This is a genomic window from Aminobacter niigataensis (assembly GCF_014200015.1).
Classification (GTDB): Bacteria; Pseudomonadota; Alphaproteobacteria; order Rhizobiales; family Rhizobiaceae; genus Aminobacter; species Aminobacter niigataensis.
Genome location: NZ_JACHOT010000008.1, coordinates 25,901 through 44,708 on the forward strand (window position 1 = coordinate 25,901; position 18,808 = coordinate 44,708).

Genomic DNA, 18,808 nt, shown 5'->3' on the forward strand with positions numbered 1-18,808 from the left:
AGGACCAAAAAAATGACCGAAACGGTCAAGCTCAAATCCCCCATCGACGGTTCGATCTATGTCGAGCGCCCGTTTGCCGAGGACAAGGCGGTCGGCGCCGCCGTCGAGCGCGCCCGCGCCGCCCAGGTCGCCTGGGCCCAGACCTCGATCGCCGAACGCGGCAAGTACATGCTCGCCATGCTCGAAAACCTCGTGGCGATGAGCGACGAGATCGTGCCCGAGATCGCCTGGCAGATGGGCCGGCCGACCCGCTATGGCGGCGAGTTCGGCGGCGTCAAGGAACGCACCAACTACATGGTCGAGATTGCCGAACAGGCGCTTCGGCCGGTGCCTGCCTCCAATCCCAAGGACGGCTTCCGCCGTTATGTCCGCAAGGATCCGCTCGGCGTCGTCATGGTGGTTGCGCCGTGGAACTATCCGTACCTGACGGCCGTCAATACCATCGTGCCTGCGCTGATGGCCGGCTCCACCGTCATCCTCAAGCACGCCGCCCAGACGCTGCTCGTCGGCGAGCGCTTCCAGCAGGCCTTCGACAAGGCCGGCTTGCCGAAGGGCGTGTTCCAGAACGTCGTGCTCAACCACGCCCAGACCGAGAAGCTGCTCGCCTCGGGCAAGATCGACCACGTCAACTTCACCGGCTCGGTGGCCGGCGGCCGCGCCATCGAGAAGGCCGCGGCAGGCACCTTCATGACGCTCGGCCTCGAACTCGGCGGCAAGGACCCGGCCTATGTGCTGCCCGACGCCAAGCTCGACCATGCCGTCGCCAACCTCGTCGAGGGCGCCTTCTTCAATTCGGGCCAGTGCTGCTGCGGCATCGAGCGCGTCTACGTCCACGAGAAGGTCTACGACCAGTTCGTCGAGGGCTTCATCGCCGAGACCAGGAGCTATGTGCTCGGCAATCCGCTGGAGCAGGCGACGACCATGGGGCCGATGGCGCAGGCGCGATTTGCCGACTTCATCCGCGAGCAGAAGGCGGAAGCCCTGCGCAAGGGTGCCGTCGCCCACATGAACACCAAAGATGCCCAGGACAAGGCCGGCTCGCCCTACCTGCCGGCCGAGGTGCTGACCAATGTCGACCATCAGATGTCGGTGATGCGCGAGGAAAGCTTCGGCCCTATCGTCGGCATCATGAAGGTGCGCAACGACGAAGAGGCGATCGCGCTGATGAACGATAGCCCCTATGGCCTGACCGCCTCGATCTGGACCGCCGACACCGAGCACGCCATCGCCATCGGCGACCGCGTCGAGACCGGCACCGTGTTCATGAACCGCTGCGACTATCTCGATCCGGCACTCGTCTGGACCGGCGTCAAGGACACCGGCAAGGGCGCCGCCCTGTCGCAGATCGGCTACGACAACCTGACCCGGCCGAAGTCGTATCACCTGCGCGAAACCATCTGATTTCCCAAAAGCTCATCTGATTTTCTGAAAGCGAAGACATGTCCAAACTCGTTTCCAAGTGGAACTACCCGACCACCGTGCGCTTCGGCGCCGGCCGCATCTCCGAATTGCCCGACGTGCTTGCCGCCACCGGCATCAAGAAGCCGCTGTTCGTCACCGATCCGGGCCTCGCCAAACTTCCGGTCGTAGCCAGCACGCTGAAGATACTCGATGACGCCAAGGTGCCTTACGGCGTCTTCTCCGACGTCAAGCCGAACCCGGTCGAATCGAACCTCACCGCCGGCATCGCGGTGTTCAAGAAGGGCAAGCATGACGGCGTCATCGCCTTCGGCGGCGGCTCGGCGCTCGACTTGGGCAAGCTGATCGCCTTCCAGGCGGGGCAGACGCTTCCGGTTTGGGATTTCGAGGATGTCGGCGACTGGTGGACCCGCGCCAATTCCGACGCCATCGCGCCGATCATCGCGGTGCCGACCACCGCCGGCACCGGCTCCGAAGTCGGCCGCGCCGGCGTCATCACCAATGAAGAGACCCACACCAAGAAGGTCATCTTCCATCCCAAGCTCCTGCCGGCCATCGTCATTGCCGATCCCGAGCTTTCGGTCGGCATGCCGTCCTTCATCACCGCCGGCACCGGCATGGACGCGCTTGCCCACTGCCTCGAGGCCTACTGCGCTCCGGGCTACCATCCGATGGCCGACGGCATCGCCGTCGAAGGCATCCGGCTGGTGTTCGAGAACCTGCCCAAGGCCTTCGCCAACGGCAAGGACCTGACCGCCCGCGCCCACATGATGAGCGCTGCCGCCATGGGTGCCGCCGCCTTCCAGAAGGGCCTTGGCGCGATCCACTCGCTGTCGCACCCGATCGGCGCGCTCTACGACACCCATCACGGCATGACCAATGCCGTGTTCATGCCATATGTGCTCGCCTTCAACCGCGACGCCATCGAGGAGCGCATCGCGCGCCTGTCCGCCTATTGCGGCATCAAGGGCGGGTTCGACGGTTTCGCCAAGGCGGTCATCAAGCTGCGCAAGGAACTCAAGGTGCCGCACGCGCTGCCGGGCCTGATCAAGGGCCTCGACATGGACAAGAAACGCAAGGGCCTGATCGCCGACATGGCCGTGGTCGATCCGACCGCTGGCGGCAACCCGGTCAAGCTCACCAAGAAGGCCGCGCTCGGCTTGCTTGAAAACGCCATCGAAGGGACGGTTTGAGACTAGTGCAGGGAGGTATTCCTGATTTCTATAGTCGGCAAAATAGAGGGAGGGGCTTGGGAAGGCATGCGGAATTTAATTAGCCGGTAAACAACGGCGACGATTGCGACAACCGATTAAAAGTAGTTAACTTTTTTCCACTGCGGGCGGTGGCTTCATGGAACTTTCATGTGACTGTCACATGAAGCCATTACCGCATCGCAGGCGTCTCATGGCGTCAGTTCAACGGAGAGAACACATGTTCAAGTTTGCAGGGAAAGTGCTTTCCCTAAGCGCGGCGTCGCTGATGGTGACGACGGCAATCGTGTCGGCCCAGGATATGGCCGCGCTCGAAGCCGCCGCGAAGGCGGAGGGCCAGCTGACCACGATTGCGCTGCCACACGACTGGTGCGGCTACGGCGCCGTCATCGATGGTTTCAAGAAGAAGTATCCCGAGATCACCGTCAACGAGCTGAACCCCGACGCGGGCTCCAGCGACGAGATCGAGGCGATCAAGGCGAACAAGGACAACAAGGGCCCGCAGGCGCCTGACGTCATCGACGTCGGCCTCTCCTACGGCCCGCAGGCCAAGGCCGACGGCCTGATCCAGCCCTACAAGGTCGCGACCTGGGACTCGATCCCCGACACCGCCAAGGACGCTGACGGCTTCTGGTACGGCGACTATTACGGCGTGCTGTCGTTTGAAGTGAACAAGGACCTCGTCAAGAACGCACCGGCCGACTGGGCCGACCTGCTCAAGGACGAATACAAGAACTCGGTCGCGCTTGCCGGCGATCCGCGTGCGTCCAACCAGGCGATCCAGGGCGTCTACGCCGCCGGCCTGGGCTCGGGTGCCACCGACGCCGCTTCGGCCGCCGAGAAGGGCCTCGCCTTCTTCAAGGAACTGAACGCCAAGGGCAACTTCGTGCCGGTCATCGGCAAGTCGGCGACGCTGGCCCAGGGCCAGACCCCGATCCTGATCACCTGGGACTACAACGCCCTTGCTGGTCGCGACACCCTCAACGGCAACCCGCCGGTTGAGGTCGTCGTTCCGAAGTCGGGCGTCGTCGCCGGCGTCTACGTCCAGGCGATCAGCGCCTATGCACCGCATCCGAACGCTGCCAAGCTATGGATGGAGTATCTCTATTCCGACGAAGGTCAGCTCGGCTGGCTGAAGGGCTATTGCCACCCGATCCGCTTCAACGATCTCGCCAAGAACGGCAAGATCCCGCAGGAGATGCTCGACAAGCTGCCGCCGGCCGCCGCCTATGAACAGGCCGTGTTCCCGACGCTCGACGATCAGGCCAAGGGCAAGGAAGCGATCACCAAGCAGTGGGATGCCGTGGTCGGCGCCAACGTTCAGTAATTGAGCAATTGCCATCGCGGGCGGCTTTGCGGCCGCCCGCATTTTCTCTCGATACGGCGGCCCGATGACCCAAGCCAGCATATCCACCACGGCTGATGCCGCGCGCTCCGCGCCGCCGGAGGCGAAGAGCGGCTTCCGCCTGCCGACCCATTGGCTCGGTGTCGCGCCGTTCTTCATCTTCGCCCTGATGTTCCTGATCCTGCCGACGCTCTATCTCGTCGTCGGCGCCTTCCAGAACGATCAGGGCCAATACACGCTCGACAACATTCGCCAGCTTTTCACCGACCAGTCGATCCGCGACTCCTACTGGGTGTCGATCAAGATCAGCTTCTGGTCGGCCACCATCGGCGCCTTCGTCGGCCTCGCCATGGCGATTGCCATCGTGCGCGGCGGCCTGCCCAGGTGGGTGCGCTCGTCGACCATGACGTTTTCCGGCGTCGCCTCCAATTTCGCCGGCGTGCCGCTGGCCTTCGCCTTCCTCGCGACGCTCGGCCGCCTCGGCCTCGTCACCGTCATCCTGCGCGACGTGTTCGGCATCAACATCTACGCGATGGGCTTCAACGTGCTCACGTCGTGGGGCCTGATCATCGTCTATCTGTTCTTCCAGATCCCGCTGATGATCGTCATCATCACGCCGGCGATCGACGGCCTCAAGCGCGAGTGGGGCGAGGCGGCAGCCACGCTCGGCGCCACCACCTGGCAATACTGGCGCATGGTCGTCATTCCGGTGCTGTGGCCGAGCTTCCTCGGCACCGTCATCCTTTTGTTCGCCAACGCCTTCGGGGCGATTGCCACGGCCTATGCCTTCACCGGTTCGTCGCTCAACATCGTGCCGATCAAGCTCTATGCGCAGATCCGCGGCGACGTGCTGCACAACCCGCACCTCGGCTATGCGCTGGCTTTCGGCATGATTGTCGTCACCGGCCTCGCCAACATCTTCTACATCTGGTTTCGCACCCGCAGCGAGAGGTGGCTCAAATGAAGACCGGTCGCTTCTGGGCCTGGCTCGTCTTTGCCATCGGCACCGCCTATTTCTTCATTCCGCTGATCGCCACTTTCGAGTTCTCGCTGCGCATGCGGCGCGGCGTCTATTCCTTCGACGCCTATCGCGTCGTGCTCGGCGACAGCCGCTTCCAGGAGACCTTCGCCTATTCGGTGACGGTGGCCGTGTTCACCATCCTGCTCGGCGTCCTGCTCGTGGTGCCGACAGCCTACTGGATCCGGCTGCGCATGCCGCATCTCAGGCCGGTCGTCGAGTTCATCACGCTGCTGCCGCTGGTCATCCCGGCGATCGTCATCGTCTTCGGCTATATCAGGATGTACGGCTCCAACTCGCCGCTGCCGTTCCTCGGCACGGCGCGCGGCACCGATGCGCTGCTGGTCATCGGCTACGCCACGCTGGCGCTGCCCTACATGTACCGCGCCGTCGACACCGGCCTGCGCACCATCGACGTGCGCACGCTGACCGAGGCGGCCCAGATCCTCGGCGCCGGGTGGACGACGATCATCGCCCGCGTCATCCTGCCCAACGTGCTGATCGCGGTTCTGTCGGGCGCCTTCCTGACCTTCGCCATCGTCATCGGCGAGTTCACGCTGGCGAGCCTGCTCAACCGCCCGGCCTTCGGTCCGTACCTGCAGAACATCGGCGCCAACCGCGCCTATGAGCCGGCGGCGCTTGCTGTCATCGCCTTCGCCATCACCTGGGGCTGCATGTCGGTGATCCAGATCCTCGCCCGTTTCGCGCCGAAGTCGGCAAATCGCCCGAACTGAACAAGAAGAGCAAAAGCCAATGGCCGATCCCTTCCTCTCCATCCAGAACGTCAAGAAGTCGTTCGGCAACGTCGCCGTCGTCAAGGACTTCAATCTCGACGTCGGCGCCGGCGAGTTCGTTTCCTTCCTCGGGCCGTCGGGCTGCGGCAAGACCACCATGCTGCGCATCGTCGCCGGCTTCGAGGAGCCCTCGGCTGGCAAGGTCTTCGTTGGGGGCAAGGACGTCACCGGCCTCAAGCCGAACCAGCGCCACATCGGCATGGTGTTCCAGGCCTATGCGCTGTTTCCCAATTTGACGGTTGCCCAGAATATCGGCTTCGGCCTCAAGGTGGCCGGCATGCCGAGGGCCGAGGCGGATGCCCGCATTGCCGAGATGCTCAACATCATCAAGCTGCCCGATTTCGGCGACCGCTATCCCTACCAGCTCTCCGGCGGCCAGCAGCAGCGCATTGCACTTGCGCGCGCGCTGGCGCCCAAGCCCAAGCTGCTCCTGCTCGACGAGCCGCTGTCGGCGCTCGACGCCAAGGTGCGTCTGTCGCTGCGCGAGGAAATCCGCGCCATCCAGAAAAAGCTCGGCATTACCACCATCTTCGTCACCCATGACCAGGAAGAGGCGCTGTCGATGTCCGACCGCATTGTGGTGATGAACGAAGGCCGCGCCGATCAGACCGGCACGCCGTTCGAGATCTACAACCGGCCTTCGACCAAGTTCGTCGCCAATTTCGTCGGCACGCTCAACGTGCTCGAAGGCACGATCAGCGACGCCGCGTCCGGCACGGTCACGATCAACGCCGAGGAGATCGGCCTCAAGGGCAAGCTCAACGGCTCCAAGGCCGGCGACACGCTGTCGCTGGCGCTGCGGCCCGAGGCGATCTCGCTCGGCCGCAAGGCGGGCAACGATTCGAACCTCACCGGCCAGATCGCCGACGTGCATTTCCTCGGCTCGGTCATCCGCGTCCGCGTCGGCGTCGGCCAGAGCGTCGTGTCGCTCGACACCTTCAACAGCCCCAACAGCCCGCCACCGGTCGTCGGCGAAAAGACCGAGATCAGCTTCTCCTCCGGCGACGTGCTGGTGCTGCATTAATCTGTCTCAGACGGATCATCGATTGTGTGAGGCGGGATTTTCCCGCCTGCTGCTTTTGGTGGCTGATGCTGTTTCGCAGTCCCGCGAGGAGACGTTTTCCACGGTCACCGCGATTTTTCGCCGTCGCGCCCGACAGGGAGGGAGAATAGCCGCGTCGCCTGCAGGGCATATCCTGCAACACCGCAAGGACAAGTCTTGCGATCTTGGCGATTGGCTGCGGTGCCGATGACGGCGTAATCTCCCTCCTTGTGGAGGAGATGGCCGGCAGGCCAGAGGGGAACGAAGGATCGCGGCGGCTTTTTTCTGCACGGTCAGCTAGACGGGACGGTCACGGCATGGATCCCCGGGCTCCGCAGTTCGCTTCGCTCCTGCTCCGCCCGAGGATGACGAAGGCATGGTGGCTTTCGGCTAGTCTCCAAGGTTGGCCCTTGGCAGGGAGTCCTCGCAATTGAGAGCTACGCAAGAACAAGAGCCGGAGCTCTCTGCAGTCACCGACGTTGACGATTAGCCGCGAGCCCCAATGCCTTCGTCATCCTCGGGCGGAGCAGGAGCGAAGCGACGTGCGGAGACCCGGGGATCCATGCCGTGAAGTGGCAATTGCTGCTGCGGTGCAGAACCGGCTTGCTTGTCAGGAGCTCTGTCACCATCCCGCGTGGATCAAACTATCGGCAGGCAGGGCCTCGCGCCCCGCTGCCCGAACCTTTTCATCACGATGGCCAGACCGGAAACGGGGCGTGGCAAGGCGAGAACCTGACCTTCTCTCCTTGTGGGAGAAGGTGGATTGGCGTGCAGCACCAAGACGGATGAGGGGTGTTGGAAGCAATGAGAAGCTGGAGAAGAGATAATAGCGCACAATCTGAACGCCTCACTCCGTCCAACACCCCTAATCCGCCCCTTCGGGGCACCTTCTCCCACAAGGGGAGAAGGGAACGCCGGCCTCTTCCCAAATTCCCCGCCGCCCTGTCTACTCCCGCCATGGCCTTCACGCTTCGTCAGCTTCAGTTCTTCGTCGCCGTCGCCGAGCAGGGCACGATCTCACGCGCGGCGCAGAACCTGTCGATCTCGCAGTCGTCGGTCACCGAGGCGATCAAGGAGCTGGAGGGCGATCTCGGCGTCGAGCTGTTCGAGCGCCATCCGCGCGGGCTCAACATTACCCACAAGGGCCACCAGTTCCTGCGCCACGCCACCAAGATCCTGGCCGATGTGTCGGACGCGCGGCGCACCTTCTTCGGCGGGCAAGCGACAGCCACCGGCCAGCTCAAGCTCGGCGTGACCTCGCTGGTCGCCGGCTACGTGCTCTCCGACCTGCTGGCGCGCTACCGTCGTGCCCATCCGGCGGTCGAGATCTCGGCGATCGAGGACAATGGCGACTATCTCGAGCACCTTCTGGTCGGCGGCAAGCTCGACCTCGCCGTCATGGTCACCTCCAATCTGCGCGACCGCATGGCGCTGCAATCGGAGATTCTCGAGGTCTCGGCCTACCGGCTGTGGCTGCCGCTCGGCCATCCGCTGGCCTCCGCCGAGATCATCAGCGTCGGCGACATCGCATCGGAGCCACTGATCATGCTGTCGGTCGACGAGATCGAGGAGAACACCGGCAAGCTGCTTTCGGCCATCGGCGCCAAGCCGCATGTCGCCTTCCGCACGCGTTCGGTCGAGGCGGTGCGTTCGCTGGTGGCGACCGGGGCAGGGGTGGCACTGCTGCCCGACCTCGTCTACCGGCCGTGGTCGCTCGAAGGCGACCGCATCGAGTCGCGCGACGTCTCCGGCTCGCTGCCGGTGGTACAGGTCGGCATGGTGTGGCGGCGCGGCTCGTCGCTGCCGGCGGCAGCGCGCGATTTCATCGGCATCGCCCAGGCGCAGCGGACCGTCCGCCAGAAGCTTTGACGTGCCGGCGCGAAAATCGGGCTCGATCTTCGCAAAGCACGATGCGTAGCTACAAAGTGCCAGAGCGTCCTTTGCGCGTCCGAACGGACGCGCGGCGCTCTGGGTATCGGAAAAACCGATATCACCCTTCTTTCGAATGAATTTGCGAAACCTGCGCTTTCGCCGCACCTTTCGTTTCAGGGCAACACCGCCGATGAGAGAGCGGTTCCTGCACATGGGAGGATCGTGATGAAGGCATTTCTGAAATCCTGCACGGCAATCGCCTTGGCTTGCAGCTTTTCCGGCCAGGCGGTGGCGCAGGTCAAGGAGATCGGCAAGGCCGAGGGCCAGGTCAACATCATCGCCTGGCCGGGCTACATCGAGCGCGGCGAGACCGACAAGAATTACGACTGGGTCAGTGATTTCGAGAAGGCGTCGGGCTGCAAGGTCAACGTCAAGACCGCCGCCACTTCCGACGAAATGGTCGCGCTGATGAACGAGGGCGGCTTCGACCTCGTCACCGCTTCGGGCGACGCCTCGCTCCGCCTCGTCGCCGGCAAGCGTGTCCAGCCGATCAACACCGACCTCGTCAAGAGCTGGTCGACCGTCGACGAGCGCCTCAAGGATGCGCCGTGGTTCACCGTCGACGGCCAGCATTACGGCGTGCCCTACCAGTGGGGCCCGAACGTCTTGATGTACAACACCGACGTGTTCAAGGAAGCGCCGAAGAGCTGGAGCGTCGTGTTCGAGCCGATGGACCTACCCGACGGCAAGCCCAACAAGGGCCGCGTCCAGGCCTATGACGGCCCGATCCATATTGCGGACGCCGCCAACTACCTGATGGCGCACAAACCCGATCTCGGCATCAAGGATCCCTACGAGCTCAACGAGGACCAGTACAAGGCAGCGCTTGATCTGCTGCGCGTGCAACGCACGCTGGCCGGCCGCTACTGGCACGATGCCATGATCCAGATCGACGACTTCAAGAACGAAGGCGTCGTCGCTTCCGGTTCGTGGCCGTTCCAGGTCAACCTGCTCAAGTCGGAGAAGCAGCCGATCGCCTCGACCATCCCGGAAGAGGGTGCCACGGGCTGGGCCGATACGACGATGATGCATGTCGAAGCCGCCAACCCCAACTGCGCCTATATGTGGCTCGAGCATTCGCTGAACCCCAAGCTGCAGGGCGATCTTGCCTCCTGGTTCGGCTCGAACCCGGCAGTACCAGCCGCCTGCAAGGGCAACGCGCTGCTCACCGACGAGGGTTGCAAGACCAACGGCTTCGAGGACTTCGCCAGGATCAAGTTCTGGAAGACGCCGGTGTCGAAATGCGCCAGCCAGAACGACCAGTGCGTACCCTATTATCGCTGGGTCTCGGACTATATCGGCGTGATCGGCGGCCGCTGAGGCCAGCAACGAACGATGTCCCCTCGCCAGGCCGCGTTGCGGCCAACCCTCTCCCCGTGGGGAGAGGGGGCGGAGGGCACCAACCGACCTGAAATGACCGCCTGACGGCGGCGGCAGACAAGCATCGGCGGCCGTGGGTCGGCCGGATGCGCAGCCATGGCCAGGGCATATCGCCCGGGCTTGCATGGCCCAGACATCGAAAGCCTGAGACGATGACCCCAGCAGTCGCCTTTCAAAAGACCTCCCGCCATTTCGGCGCGGTGCGCGCGGTCGATGCTGTCGACCTCGAGATCAAGCCTGGCGAGTTCTTCGCCATGCTGGGACCGTCTGGCTCGGGCAAGACCACTTGCTTGCGTTTGATCGCCGGCTTCGAGCAGCCGACATCGGGCAGTATCTCGATCTTCGGCGAGCGCGCCGAGGGCGTGCCGCCTTACCGGCGTAACGTCAACACGGTGTTCCAGGACTACGCGCTGTTTCCGCATCTCAACGTGCTCGACAACGTCGCCTACGGGTTGATGGTCAGGGGCATGGGAAAGGACGAACGCCACCGCGCCGCCGAGGACGCACTCAAGCTGGTGCAACTGCCGGGCTATGGCAGCCGTAAGCCGGGCCAGCTGTCCGGCGGCCAGCGGCAGCGCGTGGCGCTGGCGCGTGCGCTGGTCAACAAGCCCAAGGTGCTGCTGCTCGACGAGCCGCTCGGCGCGCTCGACCTCAAGCTGCGCGAGAGCATGCAAGAAGAGCTCAAGCAATTGCAAAAGGCGCTCGGCATCACCTTCGTCTTCGTCACGCACGACCAGGGCGAGGCGCTGTCTATGGCCGACCGGGTCGCGGTCTTCAACGACGGCCGCATCATGCAGGTCGGCGCGCCGGAGGACATCTACCAGCGCCCGGCGTCGCGCTTCGTCGCTGATTTCGTCGGCTCGTCCAACGTGCTGCCGCCCGATTTCGTACAGCGTTATGCCGGCCAGCGCCGCTGGGGCAGCCTCAGGCCGGAACAGATCCGCGTCGGTCGCGACAAGAGCGGCGATGGCGTCGCCGCCCGCGTCCTGTCGCGGCACTATCTGGGTGCGGCCACCAAGCTGGCGCTCGATGCCGATGGCCTCCGGCTGCACGCCACGGTGCCGGCCGGCGCTTCGCTGCCCGACGATGGCGAGCATGTCATGCTCAGCTTCAACCGCGACCAGCTCCACCTGATGGAGGAGCAGGCATGAGCGTCCAGGCTGTCACCGGGGCGACCGACGTGGCTGCCGCGATCCTGCCCAAGCGTGGCGGTTTCGCCGGGTCGTTGTCGGACCTGCTGTGGCGCCGGCCGGGCCTGCTGCTGTTCCTGATGCTGGCGCCGCCGCTGCTCTGGCTCGGCGTCGTCTATATCGGCTCGCTGATCGCGCTCTTGGCGCAGAGCTTCTTTTCGATCGACGAGTTCTCCGGGCTGATCAGCCGAGAGCTGACGCTCAAGACTTATGGCGACCTGTTCCAGGCGGCCAATCTCGACATCATCGTGCGCACGGTAACCATGGCGGCACTGGTCACGCTGGCTTCTGCCGTCGTCGCGTTCCCCATCGCCTATTACGCGGCGCGCTATGCCCGCGGCAAATGGAAGGCGCTGTTCTATCTTGGCGTCATGCTGCCCTTGTGGTCGAGCTACCTGGTCAAGATCTACGCGTGGAAGCTTATCCTCGCCAAGGAAGGCATCCTGACCTGGCTGTTCGCCAAGCTGCACCTGTCCTGGCTGCTCGACAGCTGGCTGTCACTGCCTGTGGTCGGCGGCAACTCGCTGTCGGTCTCGTTCACCGGCACCTTCATCGTCTTCGTCTATGTCTGGCTGCCGTTCATGATCCTGCCGATTCAGGCCGCCCTCGAACGCGTGCCCGGCAACCTTGTCGAGGCCTCGTCCGATCTCGGGGCGTCGCCGGGCCAGACCTTCCGCAACGTGCTGTTCCCGCTGGCGCTACCGGGCATCGTCGCCGGCTCGATCTTCACCTTCTCGCTGACGCTCGGTGACTACATCATCCCGCAGATCATCGGCACGTCCAGGCTGTTCATCGGCCAGGCGGTCTATGCCCAGCAGGGAACCGCCGGAAACATCCCGCTCGCCGCCGCCTTCACCGTGGTGCCCATCGTCATCATGGGTTTCTACCTCTGGGGCGCTAAACGCATGGGAGCCTTCGATGCGCTCTGACCGTTCGCAATCGGCTCCGCGCGGCCTCAAGATCGCGGCTGCCGCAGGGCTTGCCTTCCTGCACCTGCCGATCCTGCTGATCTTCGTCTATGCCTTCACGACGGAGGAGAAGAGCTACCAGTGGCCGCCGCCCGGGCTGACGACGCAGTGGTTCGCGGCCACCTGGGCACGGCCCGATGTCTGGCAGGCGCTCGGCCTGTCGGTGCAGGTCGCGGCGATCTCGACGGCGATTGCGCTGGTGCTCGGCACGTTGTGTGCCGCCGCCGTCAGCCAGACAAGGTTCTTCGGCCGTGAGGCGATCTCGCTTTTGGTCATCCTGCCGATCGCGCTGCCCGGCATCATCACCGGCATCGCCTTGCGCTCGGCCTTCAGCCTGGCGGAGATCCCGTTCTCGTTCTGGACGATCGTGCTCGGCCACGCGACCTTCTGCGTCGTGGTCGTCTACAACAATGCGGTGGCGCGGTTCCGCCGCACCTCGGGCTCGCTGATCGAGGCCTCGATGGACCTCGGCGCCGACGGGTTCCAGACGTTCAGGCACGTGATCCTGCCCAATATCGGCACCGCACTTCTGGCAGGTGGCATGCTGGCGTTCGCGCTGTCGTTCGACGAGGTCATCGTCACCACCTTCACCGCCGGACAACAGCAGACGCTGCCGATCTGGATGCTCGAGGAACTGGTGCGGCCGCGCCAGCGCCCGGTCACCAATGTCGTTGCCATGATCGTGGTTCTGGCGACCCTGCTGCCGATCCTCGCCGCCTATTACCTGACCCGCGAAGGCGACCAGATCGCCGGGGCGGGAAAATGACAACAGCGAATAGGGAGTAGCGAGTAGCGAGTAGCGGATAGGATCTGTTCGATCGTTTGTTTCTACTCGCTATTCGCTACTCCCTATTCGCCCTCCAAAGACACTGATCCAGGGAGAACTTACATGGACACCCAAATGCTGATCGGCTCGAAGTTCGAGCGCGGAACCGAGACGGAAGAAGCGATCCTCAACCCGCGTACCGGCGAGACGATCCTCAGCCTGCCGGAGGCCTCGCCGGCGCAGATCGAGGCGGCAGTCGCGGCGGCACAGAAGGCGTTCGTGACGTGGTCCAAGACCACCCCGGCGCAACGCTCGGGTTATCTGCTCAAGATCGCCGACCGGATCGAGGCCGAGGCGGAAGGCTTTGCCAAGCTTGAAGCGCTCAATTGCGGCAAGCCGATCAATGCCGTGCTCAATGACGAGATTCCGGCCATTGTCGACTGCTACCGCTTCTTTGCCGGTGCGGTGCGCTCGATGCCGGGGCTGGTGGCCGGCGAATACCTGCCCGGCCATACCTCGATGATCCGCCGCGACCCTGTGGGTATCGTCGCCTCGATCGCGCCGTGGAACTATCCGCTGATGATGATGGCGTGGAAGCTGGCACCGGCAATCGCCGGCGGCAACACGGTCGTCTTCAAGCCTTCCGAGCAAACGCCGCTGACGGCGCTGAAGCTGGCGAAAATCCTTGCCGACGTGCTGCCCGAGGGCGTGGTCAATGTCGTGCTTGGCCGCGGCGAAAGCGTCGGCAACACACTGATCAACCATGCTGCCGTCAGCATGATCTCGATCACTGGCGACGTCGCCACCGGCAAGAAGGTGCTGCAGGCGGCGGCCAAGTCGGTCAAGCGCACGCATCTGGAACTCGGCGGCAAGGCGCCGGTGATCGTCTTCGACGATGCCGATATCGACGCCGTGGTCAGCGGCCTGCGTGCCTTCGGCTACTACAATGCCGGCCAGGACTGCACGGCGGCCTGCCGTATCTATGCCGGCAAGAAGGTCTACGATAAGCTCGTCGCCGACCTGTCGTCTGCTGTGTCGACCATCCGCTTCGGCCAGGCCGACGACACCGAAAACGAGATCGGTCCGCTCATCTCCAGGCGCCAGCGCGACCGCGTCGCTTCCTTCGTCGAGCGCGCCTCGGAGCTCAAGCACATCGATATCACCACCGGCGGCAAACCGGGCGAGGGCGGCGGATTCTACTATCAGCCAACCGTCGTCGCCGGCGCGCTGCAGGAAGACGAGATCGTGCGCCGCGAGGTGTTCGGGCCGGTGGTGTCGGTGACGCGCTTCTCCGACGTCGACGAGGCAATCAACTGGGCCAATGACAGCGACTACGGCCTGGCGTCGTCGGTTTGGACCAAGGACATCTCGCGCGGCATGTCGACGGCGGCACGGCTGCAATATGGCTGCACCTGGATCAACACGCACTTCATGCTGACCAACGAGATGCCGCATGGCGGCCTCAAGCAATCCGGCTACGGCAAGGACATGTCGGTCTATGCGCTGGAGGACTACACCGCCGTGCGCCACGTGATGATCGCGCATGGGTAACTTTTTGACCTCTCCCCTTGTGGGAGAGGTCGGATTGCCCCGAGCCGCTTGCGGCGAGGTTGGCAATCCGGGTGAGGGGTCGCTGCGGCCAACACCCCTCATCCGACCTCGCTTCGCTCGGCCGCCTTCTCCCGCAAGGGGAGAAGGTGAGGCCGTTCAACTTGGGAGGAAAAGACATGCACCGCCGTCAGTTTCTCGCATCCGCAGCAGTAGCAGCGCTCCTCGCAGCGGTCCCTTCAGTCGCGCTGGCGCAGGATACGCCGCAGGCCGTGGTCGAAGCCTATCTCGCCGCCTGGAACGCGCATGACTCCGCCAAGGCAGCCGAGCATCTCGCCGACAATGTCACCTACTATGACGCCTCGGTCGGCAAGCCGGTCGAAGGCAAGGATGCCGCAAAAACCGGCGTCATCGACAATTTTCTGACCGCCGTTCCGGACGCCGTCTGGCAGATGAAGGGTGCGCCGGTGGTGCAGGATGACCGCGTGTCGTTCGAATGGGAGTTCTCCGGCACCAATACCGGCGACTGGTCCGATGGCACCAAGGCGACCGGCAAGAAATTCGCCATCACCGGTGCCTCGATGTTCTCGGTCAAGGACGGGAAGATCGCCAGCCAGAGCGACTATTACGACGCGCTCGGCTTTTACAAGCAGCTTGGGCTGATGTAGCCGGTCAGGCGATGCCGTACTGGGTCATGAAGGCTGTCATCCGCTCAACGGCGAGGTCTGGCTTGTCGAGCACATTGGCCTGGTCGGCCAGGCGGAAGATGTCAGCGTAGTGCACCGCACCTCGCGCGGACTGCATGCCGGCAGGCATGGTGAAATGGCTCTGGTGGCCATTGAGCCAGGCGAGGAAGACGACGCCGGCCTTGTAGTATTGCGTCGGCGCCTCGAAGATTTTCCGCGACAGCGGCACCGTCGGCTCGATGGTGCCACGGAAAGTGGCGAGGTCGCCTTTGGCCAGTGCCGCCAGAGCCTTGGACGCCTGCGGCGCGACTGCGTCGAAAATGCCGAGCAGGGCATGGCTGTGGTGCGTGCCGTCGCCCTCGATCAAGGCGGCATAGTTGAAATCGTCGCCGGTGAAGCAGATCACGCCTTCGGGCAGGCGGCGGCGCAGTTCGACCTCACAGGACTGGTCGAGCAACGAGATCTTGATGCCTTCGACCTTGTCTTTGTGGTCGCGGATGATGGCGAGCACCGTGTCGAGTGCGTCCTCGAAACGCGTGCTGCCCCAATAGCCCGCGAGTTCGGCGTCGAACATGTCGCCCAGCCAGTGCAGCACCACCTTGTCCCTGGCCTGGCCAAGGATACGGCCATAAACCTTGTTGTAGTCGTCGGGCGAGGTGGCGACATGGGCAAGCGCGCGGCTGGCCATCATGATCGAGCGGCCACCATGCTTTTCGATGAAGTCGAGCTGTTCCTCATAGGCAGCGATCACGTCGTCGAGCGATCGCGCATCGCGCTTGTCGAGCTGGTCGGTGCCGGCGCCGCAGGCGAGGTCGGCGCCCGGAACCGTGCGAGCTTCGGTGAGCGAGCGCCGGATCAGCTCCTGCGCACCGGCCCAGTCGAGCCCCATGCCGCGCTGCGAGGTGTCCATCGCCTCGGCGATCCTGAAGCCGAGCGACCAGAGGTGATGGCGGAAGGCCATCGTCGCATCCCAGTCGATGGCCGGGCTGGTCCAAGGGGTGGCGTCGGCCCACGGGTCGGAGACGACATGGGCCGCCGCATAGGCGATGCGGTTGAAAACAGGTGCCGCTTGAGGCCGTTCTGTCGGCGTGCCGACAAGCGCGTAGGTCTCGATCGAGCGGTCCGCCCGCGGAAGTTTCACTGCCTTGGCCATGGGTTCCTCCCCTGATCGGCTGAATCTCGTAATTTAGATCGTTCCAAATTTCAAGTTGGAATTTTGGGACCCCGAGCGGTTGTGCGGATCGACTTGCCGGTGATGCGGGGCGTCGAAGCGGTTGAACGCTATTCAAGTGTAGTAAATCGTTTGAAATGTCGAATTGTGTACAATTTTGGCGTTTCGGTGGCCGTGCGCCTGTCGTTCGCTCTTTGTGAAAACGGCAGCGTTCGGGTTCTTCAATGCTTGACAGTTTGGAACGTTCCAATTATTGGACTCGGAAATGGGAGCCAAGAACGTTCCCTCGGGAGGATCGGTTTGAAGCAGGCGAAGGTGACAGTTGTCGATGTTGCGCGCGCCGCCGGCGTGTCGAAGTCGACCGTCTCGCTCGTCCTCCAGGGCAGCTCCCTGGTGAACGAGGTGACGCGCGCCAGGGTCGGCGCCGTCATTCGCGAACTCGGCTACGTCTACAACCGGGGTGCTGCCAATCTCAGGCAGTCGAAATCGAAGATCGTCGGCATCGTCGTCAACGACCTGACCAACAGCTTCTTTGCCGAGCTGGCCGTCGGCATGGATATGGTGGTGCAGTCGGCCGGCTATATCCAGTTCATGGCCAACACGTCGGAAAATGCCGACCGCCAGGGCGAGGTGATCGCCTCGATGCGCGAGCACGGCATGGCCGGGCTGATCCTGTCGCCGGCACGCGGCACCACTGCCGCCGACCTCAGGCCTTTGGTCGATAGCGGCATTCCGGTGGTGCTTGTGGCGCGCAACGTGCCGGGGCTCAAGGTGTCGTCGGTGGTCTCCGACGGACATGCCGGTGCCATGGCTGCGGTGCGTCATCTCATAGAACTCGGGCATCGCCGCATCGCCTTTCTCGGGGGCTTCAACGACACGGCTGTCTTCGACGAGCGCATGCGTGGGTTCCGCGATGCGCTGCTGGAGGCCGGTCTCGATGCCTCGGACGAATTGGTGATCAGCTCGGCGCCGTCGCGCGCGGGCGGCGTGGTGGCGGTCGAGCGGCTGCTGTCGATGGCCGACCGGCCGACGGCGGCATTGTGCTTCAACGATGCGGTGGCGTTCGGCGCCTGCGACGGCCTGCGCAGCGCCCGCATCGAGCCGGGAGTCGACTTCGGCGTCATCGGCTTCGACGACGTGATCGAGGCAAAGACGGCGGTGCCGGCGCTGACCACCGTTTCGGTCGATCCGCAAGGCATGGGCCGGCGGGCAGCACAGCTCCTGCTCAAGCAGATCAACGCCGGCGATTTCGACGCCGAGGCGCTGGTGGCGACGGTACGGCTGGTGGTGCGCGAAAGCTGCGGTGCGCCGCAACGGGTTAGGGAGCTTACGGCATGACATGCTGGGGTCTGATCGGGGCGAGCACCATCGCCAAGGAATGGGTCATCGGCGCCATCCGCGCGACCGGCGGCGAGGTCGTCTCGGTGATGAGCACCAACGCCGAACGCGGCCGCGCCTATGCGGAGGCGAATGGAATCGCGAAGTCGGTGACGTCGCTCGACGGCATCGTCGGCGATCCCGGCATCGACGCGGTCTATATCTCGACCACCAACGAACTGCACCTGGAACAGGCAATTGCTGCGGCAAAGGCCGGCAAGCACGTGCTGTGCGAGAAGCCGCTGGCGCTGACGCTCGACGACGCGTTGGCGATGGTGAAGGCCGCGCGCGAGGCTGGCGTGGTGATGGGCACCAACCACCACCTGCGCAACGCGGCGAGCCATCGTGCGATGCGCGATGCGATTGCTGCGGGCCGTATCGGCAAGCCGCTCGCCGCACGCGTTTTCCACGCTGTCTACCTGCCGCCGCACCTGCAGGGCTGGCGCCTCGACAAGCCGCAAGCTGGCGGCGGCGTCATCCTCGATATCACGGTGCACGACACTGATACGCTGCGCTTCGTGCTGAACGACGATCCGGTCGAGGCAATCGCCTTCAGCCAGGCGGGTGGCATGGGGCAGGCGGGGCTGGAAGACGCCGTCATGGGTGTGCTTCGTTTCAAGTCGGGTCTGGTCGCCCAGTTCCATGACGCCTTCACCACCAAGTTCGCCGAGACCGGTTTCGAGGTACACGGCACCGAGGGATCGCTGATCGCGCGCAACGTGATGACGCAGAAGCCTGTCGGTTCGGTCGTGCTGCGCAATGCCGAGGGCGAACACGAGCTCAAGCTGGACCAGCACAATCTCTACGAAGCGGGACTCCGGGCGTTCCATGACGCTGTCGCCGGCAAGGGCACGCCCTCGGCGACGGGCGAGGACGGCGTGTGGTCGCTGGCGACCGGACTTGCCGTGGTCAAGTCGGCTGCGACCGGCAAGGCGGTCGCCATCGAGGCGGGGCTCTGACC

General features: G+C 64.1%; 16 protein-coding genes. 15 read left to right on the forward strand and 1 reads right to left on the reverse strand.

Annotation, left to right across the window (positions count from 1 at the left end):
- Positions 1-12 precede the first annotated feature (12 nt).
- From GGQ99_RS22180 to GGQ99_RS22240, 13 genes are all read left to right on the forward strand, one after another.
- Positions 13-1,401, forward strand: a complete 1,389-nt coding sequence (locus GGQ99_RS22180; RefSeq protein ID WP_183264204.1) for an aldehyde dehydrogenase family protein — start codon at positions 13-15, stop codon at positions 1,399-1,401.
- Between the two features lie 38 nt (positions 1,402-1,439).
- The gene (locus tag GGQ99_RS22185; protein ID WP_183264205.1) at positions 1,440-2,612 is read left to right on the forward strand and encodes an iron-containing alcohol dehydrogenase; all 1,173 of its coding nucleotides are present in this window, start codon (positions 1,440-1,442) and stop codon (positions 2,610-2,612) included.
- A gap of 238 nt (positions 2,613-2,850) precedes the next feature.
- Positions 2,851-3,957 (forward strand): ABC transporter substrate-binding protein, encoded by a 1,107-nt coding sequence (locus tag GGQ99_RS22190; protein ID WP_108607047.1) that lies wholly within the window; start codon positions 2,851-2,853, stop codon positions 3,955-3,957.
- A 187-nt stretch (positions 3,958-4,144) separates the two neighbouring features.
- A complete protein-coding gene (locus GGQ99_RS22195) occupies positions 4,145-4,939 on the forward strand; it encodes an ABC transporter permease (protein ID WP_404801274.1) in 795 nt (264 codons plus the stop codon).
- Entirely contained in the window at positions 4,936-5,727 is a 792-nt protein-coding gene (locus tag GGQ99_RS22200; RefSeq protein WP_108607049.1) for an ABC transporter permease, read from the forward strand. The genes GGQ99_RS22195 and GGQ99_RS22200 overlap by 4 nt, the downstream gene beginning before the upstream one ends.
- A gap of 19 nt (positions 5,728-5,746) precedes the next feature.
- On the forward strand, positions 5,747-6,811 hold the full coding sequence (locus tag GGQ99_RS22205) for an ABC transporter ATP-binding protein (protein ID WP_183264206.1): 1,065 nt from the start codon (positions 5,747-5,749) through the stop codon (positions 6,809-6,811).
- A 975-nt stretch (positions 6,812-7,786) separates the two neighbouring features.
- The gene (locus GGQ99_RS22210) at positions 7,787-8,698 is read left to right on the forward strand and encodes a LysR family transcriptional regulator (protein WP_108607052.1); all 912 of its coding nucleotides are present in this window, start codon (positions 7,787-7,789) and stop codon (positions 8,696-8,698) included.
- A 228-nt stretch (positions 8,699-8,926) separates the two neighbouring features.
- Entirely contained in the window at positions 8,927-10,081 is a 1,155-nt protein-coding gene (locus tag GGQ99_RS22215; protein WP_108607053.1) for an ABC transporter substrate-binding protein, read from the forward strand.
- 212 nt (positions 10,082-10,293) lie between these two features.
- Positions 10,294-11,292, forward strand: a complete 999-nt coding sequence (locus GGQ99_RS22220) for an ABC transporter ATP-binding protein (RefSeq protein ID WP_183264207.1) — start codon at positions 10,294-10,296, stop codon at positions 11,290-11,292.
- Positions 11,289-12,260, forward strand: coding sequence for an ABC transporter permease (locus GGQ99_RS22225; protein ID WP_183264208.1), 972 nt, complete (start codon positions 11,289-11,291; stop codon positions 12,258-12,260). Before GGQ99_RS22220 ends, GGQ99_RS22225 begins: the two co-directional genes overlap by 4 nt.
- Complete coding sequence (locus tag GGQ99_RS22230; RefSeq protein WP_183264209.1) at positions 12,250-13,065, forward strand: ABC transporter permease; 816 nt, start codon at positions 12,250-12,252, stop codon at positions 13,063-13,065. Before GGQ99_RS22225 ends, GGQ99_RS22230 begins: the two co-directional genes overlap by 11 nt.
- Before the next feature lie 123 nt (positions 13,066-13,188).
- Positions 13,189-14,616, forward strand: a complete 1,428-nt coding sequence (locus GGQ99_RS22235) for a gamma-aminobutyraldehyde dehydrogenase (protein ID WP_183264210.1) — start codon at positions 13,189-13,191, stop codon at positions 14,614-14,616.
- 176 nt (positions 14,617-14,792) lie between these two features.
- A complete protein-coding gene (locus tag GGQ99_RS22240; protein ID WP_183264211.1) occupies positions 14,793-15,281 on the forward strand; it encodes an ester cyclase in 489 nt (162 codons plus the stop codon).
- 4 nt (positions 15,282-15,285) lie between these two features.
- Here the strand turns inward: GGQ99_RS22240 and GGQ99_RS22245 are convergent, their stop codons facing one another.
- Positions 15,286-16,452, reverse strand: a complete 1,167-nt coding sequence (locus GGQ99_RS22245; protein ID WP_183264212.1) for a dihydrodipicolinate synthase family protein — start codon at positions 16,450-16,452, stop codon at positions 15,286-15,288.
- 318 nt (positions 16,453-16,770) lie between these two features.
- Here GGQ99_RS22245 and GGQ99_RS22250 point away from each other — a divergent pair, with 318 nt between their 5' ends.
- Both GGQ99_RS22250 and GGQ99_RS22255 read left to right on the forward strand, forming a co-directional pair.
- Positions 16,771-17,808 carry a LacI family DNA-binding transcriptional regulator gene (locus tag GGQ99_RS22250; protein ID WP_183264213.1) on the forward strand — a complete coding sequence of 346 codons (1,038 nt, stop codon included), beginning with the start codon at positions 16,771-16,773 and terminating at the stop codon, positions 17,806-17,808.
- Positions 17,805-18,806, forward strand: a complete 1,002-nt coding sequence (locus GGQ99_RS22255) for a Gfo/Idh/MocA family protein (RefSeq protein ID WP_183264214.1) — start codon at positions 17,805-17,807, stop codon at positions 18,804-18,806. Before GGQ99_RS22250 ends, GGQ99_RS22255 begins: the two co-directional genes overlap by 4 nt.
- The last annotated feature ends 2 nt before the right edge of the window (positions 18,807-18,808 follow it).

Coding starts and splice junctions, on each gene's coding strand:
- GGQ99_RS22180 (WP_183264204.1), top strand. CDS start 13: ATGACCGAAACGGTCAAGCTCAAATCCCCCATCGACGGTTCGATCTAT.
- GGQ99_RS22185 (WP_183264205.1), top strand. CDS start 1,440: ATGTCCAAACTCGTTTCCAAGTGGAACTACCCGACCACCGTGCGCTTC.
- GGQ99_RS22190 (WP_108607047.1), top strand. CDS start 2,851: ATGTTCAAGTTTGCAGGGAAAGTGCTTTCCCTAAGCGCGGCGTCGCTG.
- GGQ99_RS22195 (WP_404801274.1), top strand. CDS start 4,145: ATGTTCCTGATCCTGCCGACGCTCTATCTCGTCGTCGGCGCCTTCCAG.
- GGQ99_RS22200 (WP_108607049.1), top strand. CDS start 4,936: ATGAAGACCGGTCGCTTCTGGGCCTGGCTCGTCTTTGCCATCGGCACC.
- GGQ99_RS22205 (WP_183264206.1), top strand. CDS start 5,747: ATGGCCGATCCCTTCCTCTCCATCCAGAACGTCAAGAAGTCGTTCGGC.
- GGQ99_RS22210 (WP_108607052.1), top strand. CDS start 7,787: ATGGCCTTCACGCTTCGTCAGCTTCAGTTCTTCGTCGCCGTCGCCGAG.
- GGQ99_RS22215 (WP_108607053.1), top strand. CDS start 8,927: ATGAAGGCATTTCTGAAATCCTGCACGGCAATCGCCTTGGCTTGCAGC.
- GGQ99_RS22220 (WP_183264207.1), top strand. CDS start 10,294: ATGACCCCAGCAGTCGCCTTTCAAAAGACCTCCCGCCATTTCGGCGCG.
- GGQ99_RS22225 (WP_183264208.1), top strand. CDS start 11,289: ATGAGCGTCCAGGCTGTCACCGGGGCGACCGACGTGGCTGCCGCGATC.
- GGQ99_RS22230 (WP_183264209.1), top strand. CDS start 12,250: ATGCGCTCTGACCGTTCGCAATCGGCTCCGCGCGGCCTCAAGATCGCG.
- GGQ99_RS22235 (WP_183264210.1), top strand. CDS start 13,189: ATGGACACCCAAATGCTGATCGGCTCGAAGTTCGAGCGCGGAACCGAG.
- GGQ99_RS22240 (WP_183264211.1), top strand. CDS start 14,793: ATGCACCGCCGTCAGTTTCTCGCATCCGCAGCAGTAGCAGCGCTCCTC.
- GGQ99_RS22245 (WP_183264212.1), bottom strand. CDS start 16,452: ATGGCCAAGGCAGTGAAACTTCCGCGGGCGGACCGCTCGATCGAGACC.
- GGQ99_RS22255 (WP_183264214.1), top strand. CDS start 17,805: ATGACATGCTGGGGTCTGATCGGGGCGAGCACCATCGCCAAGGAATGG.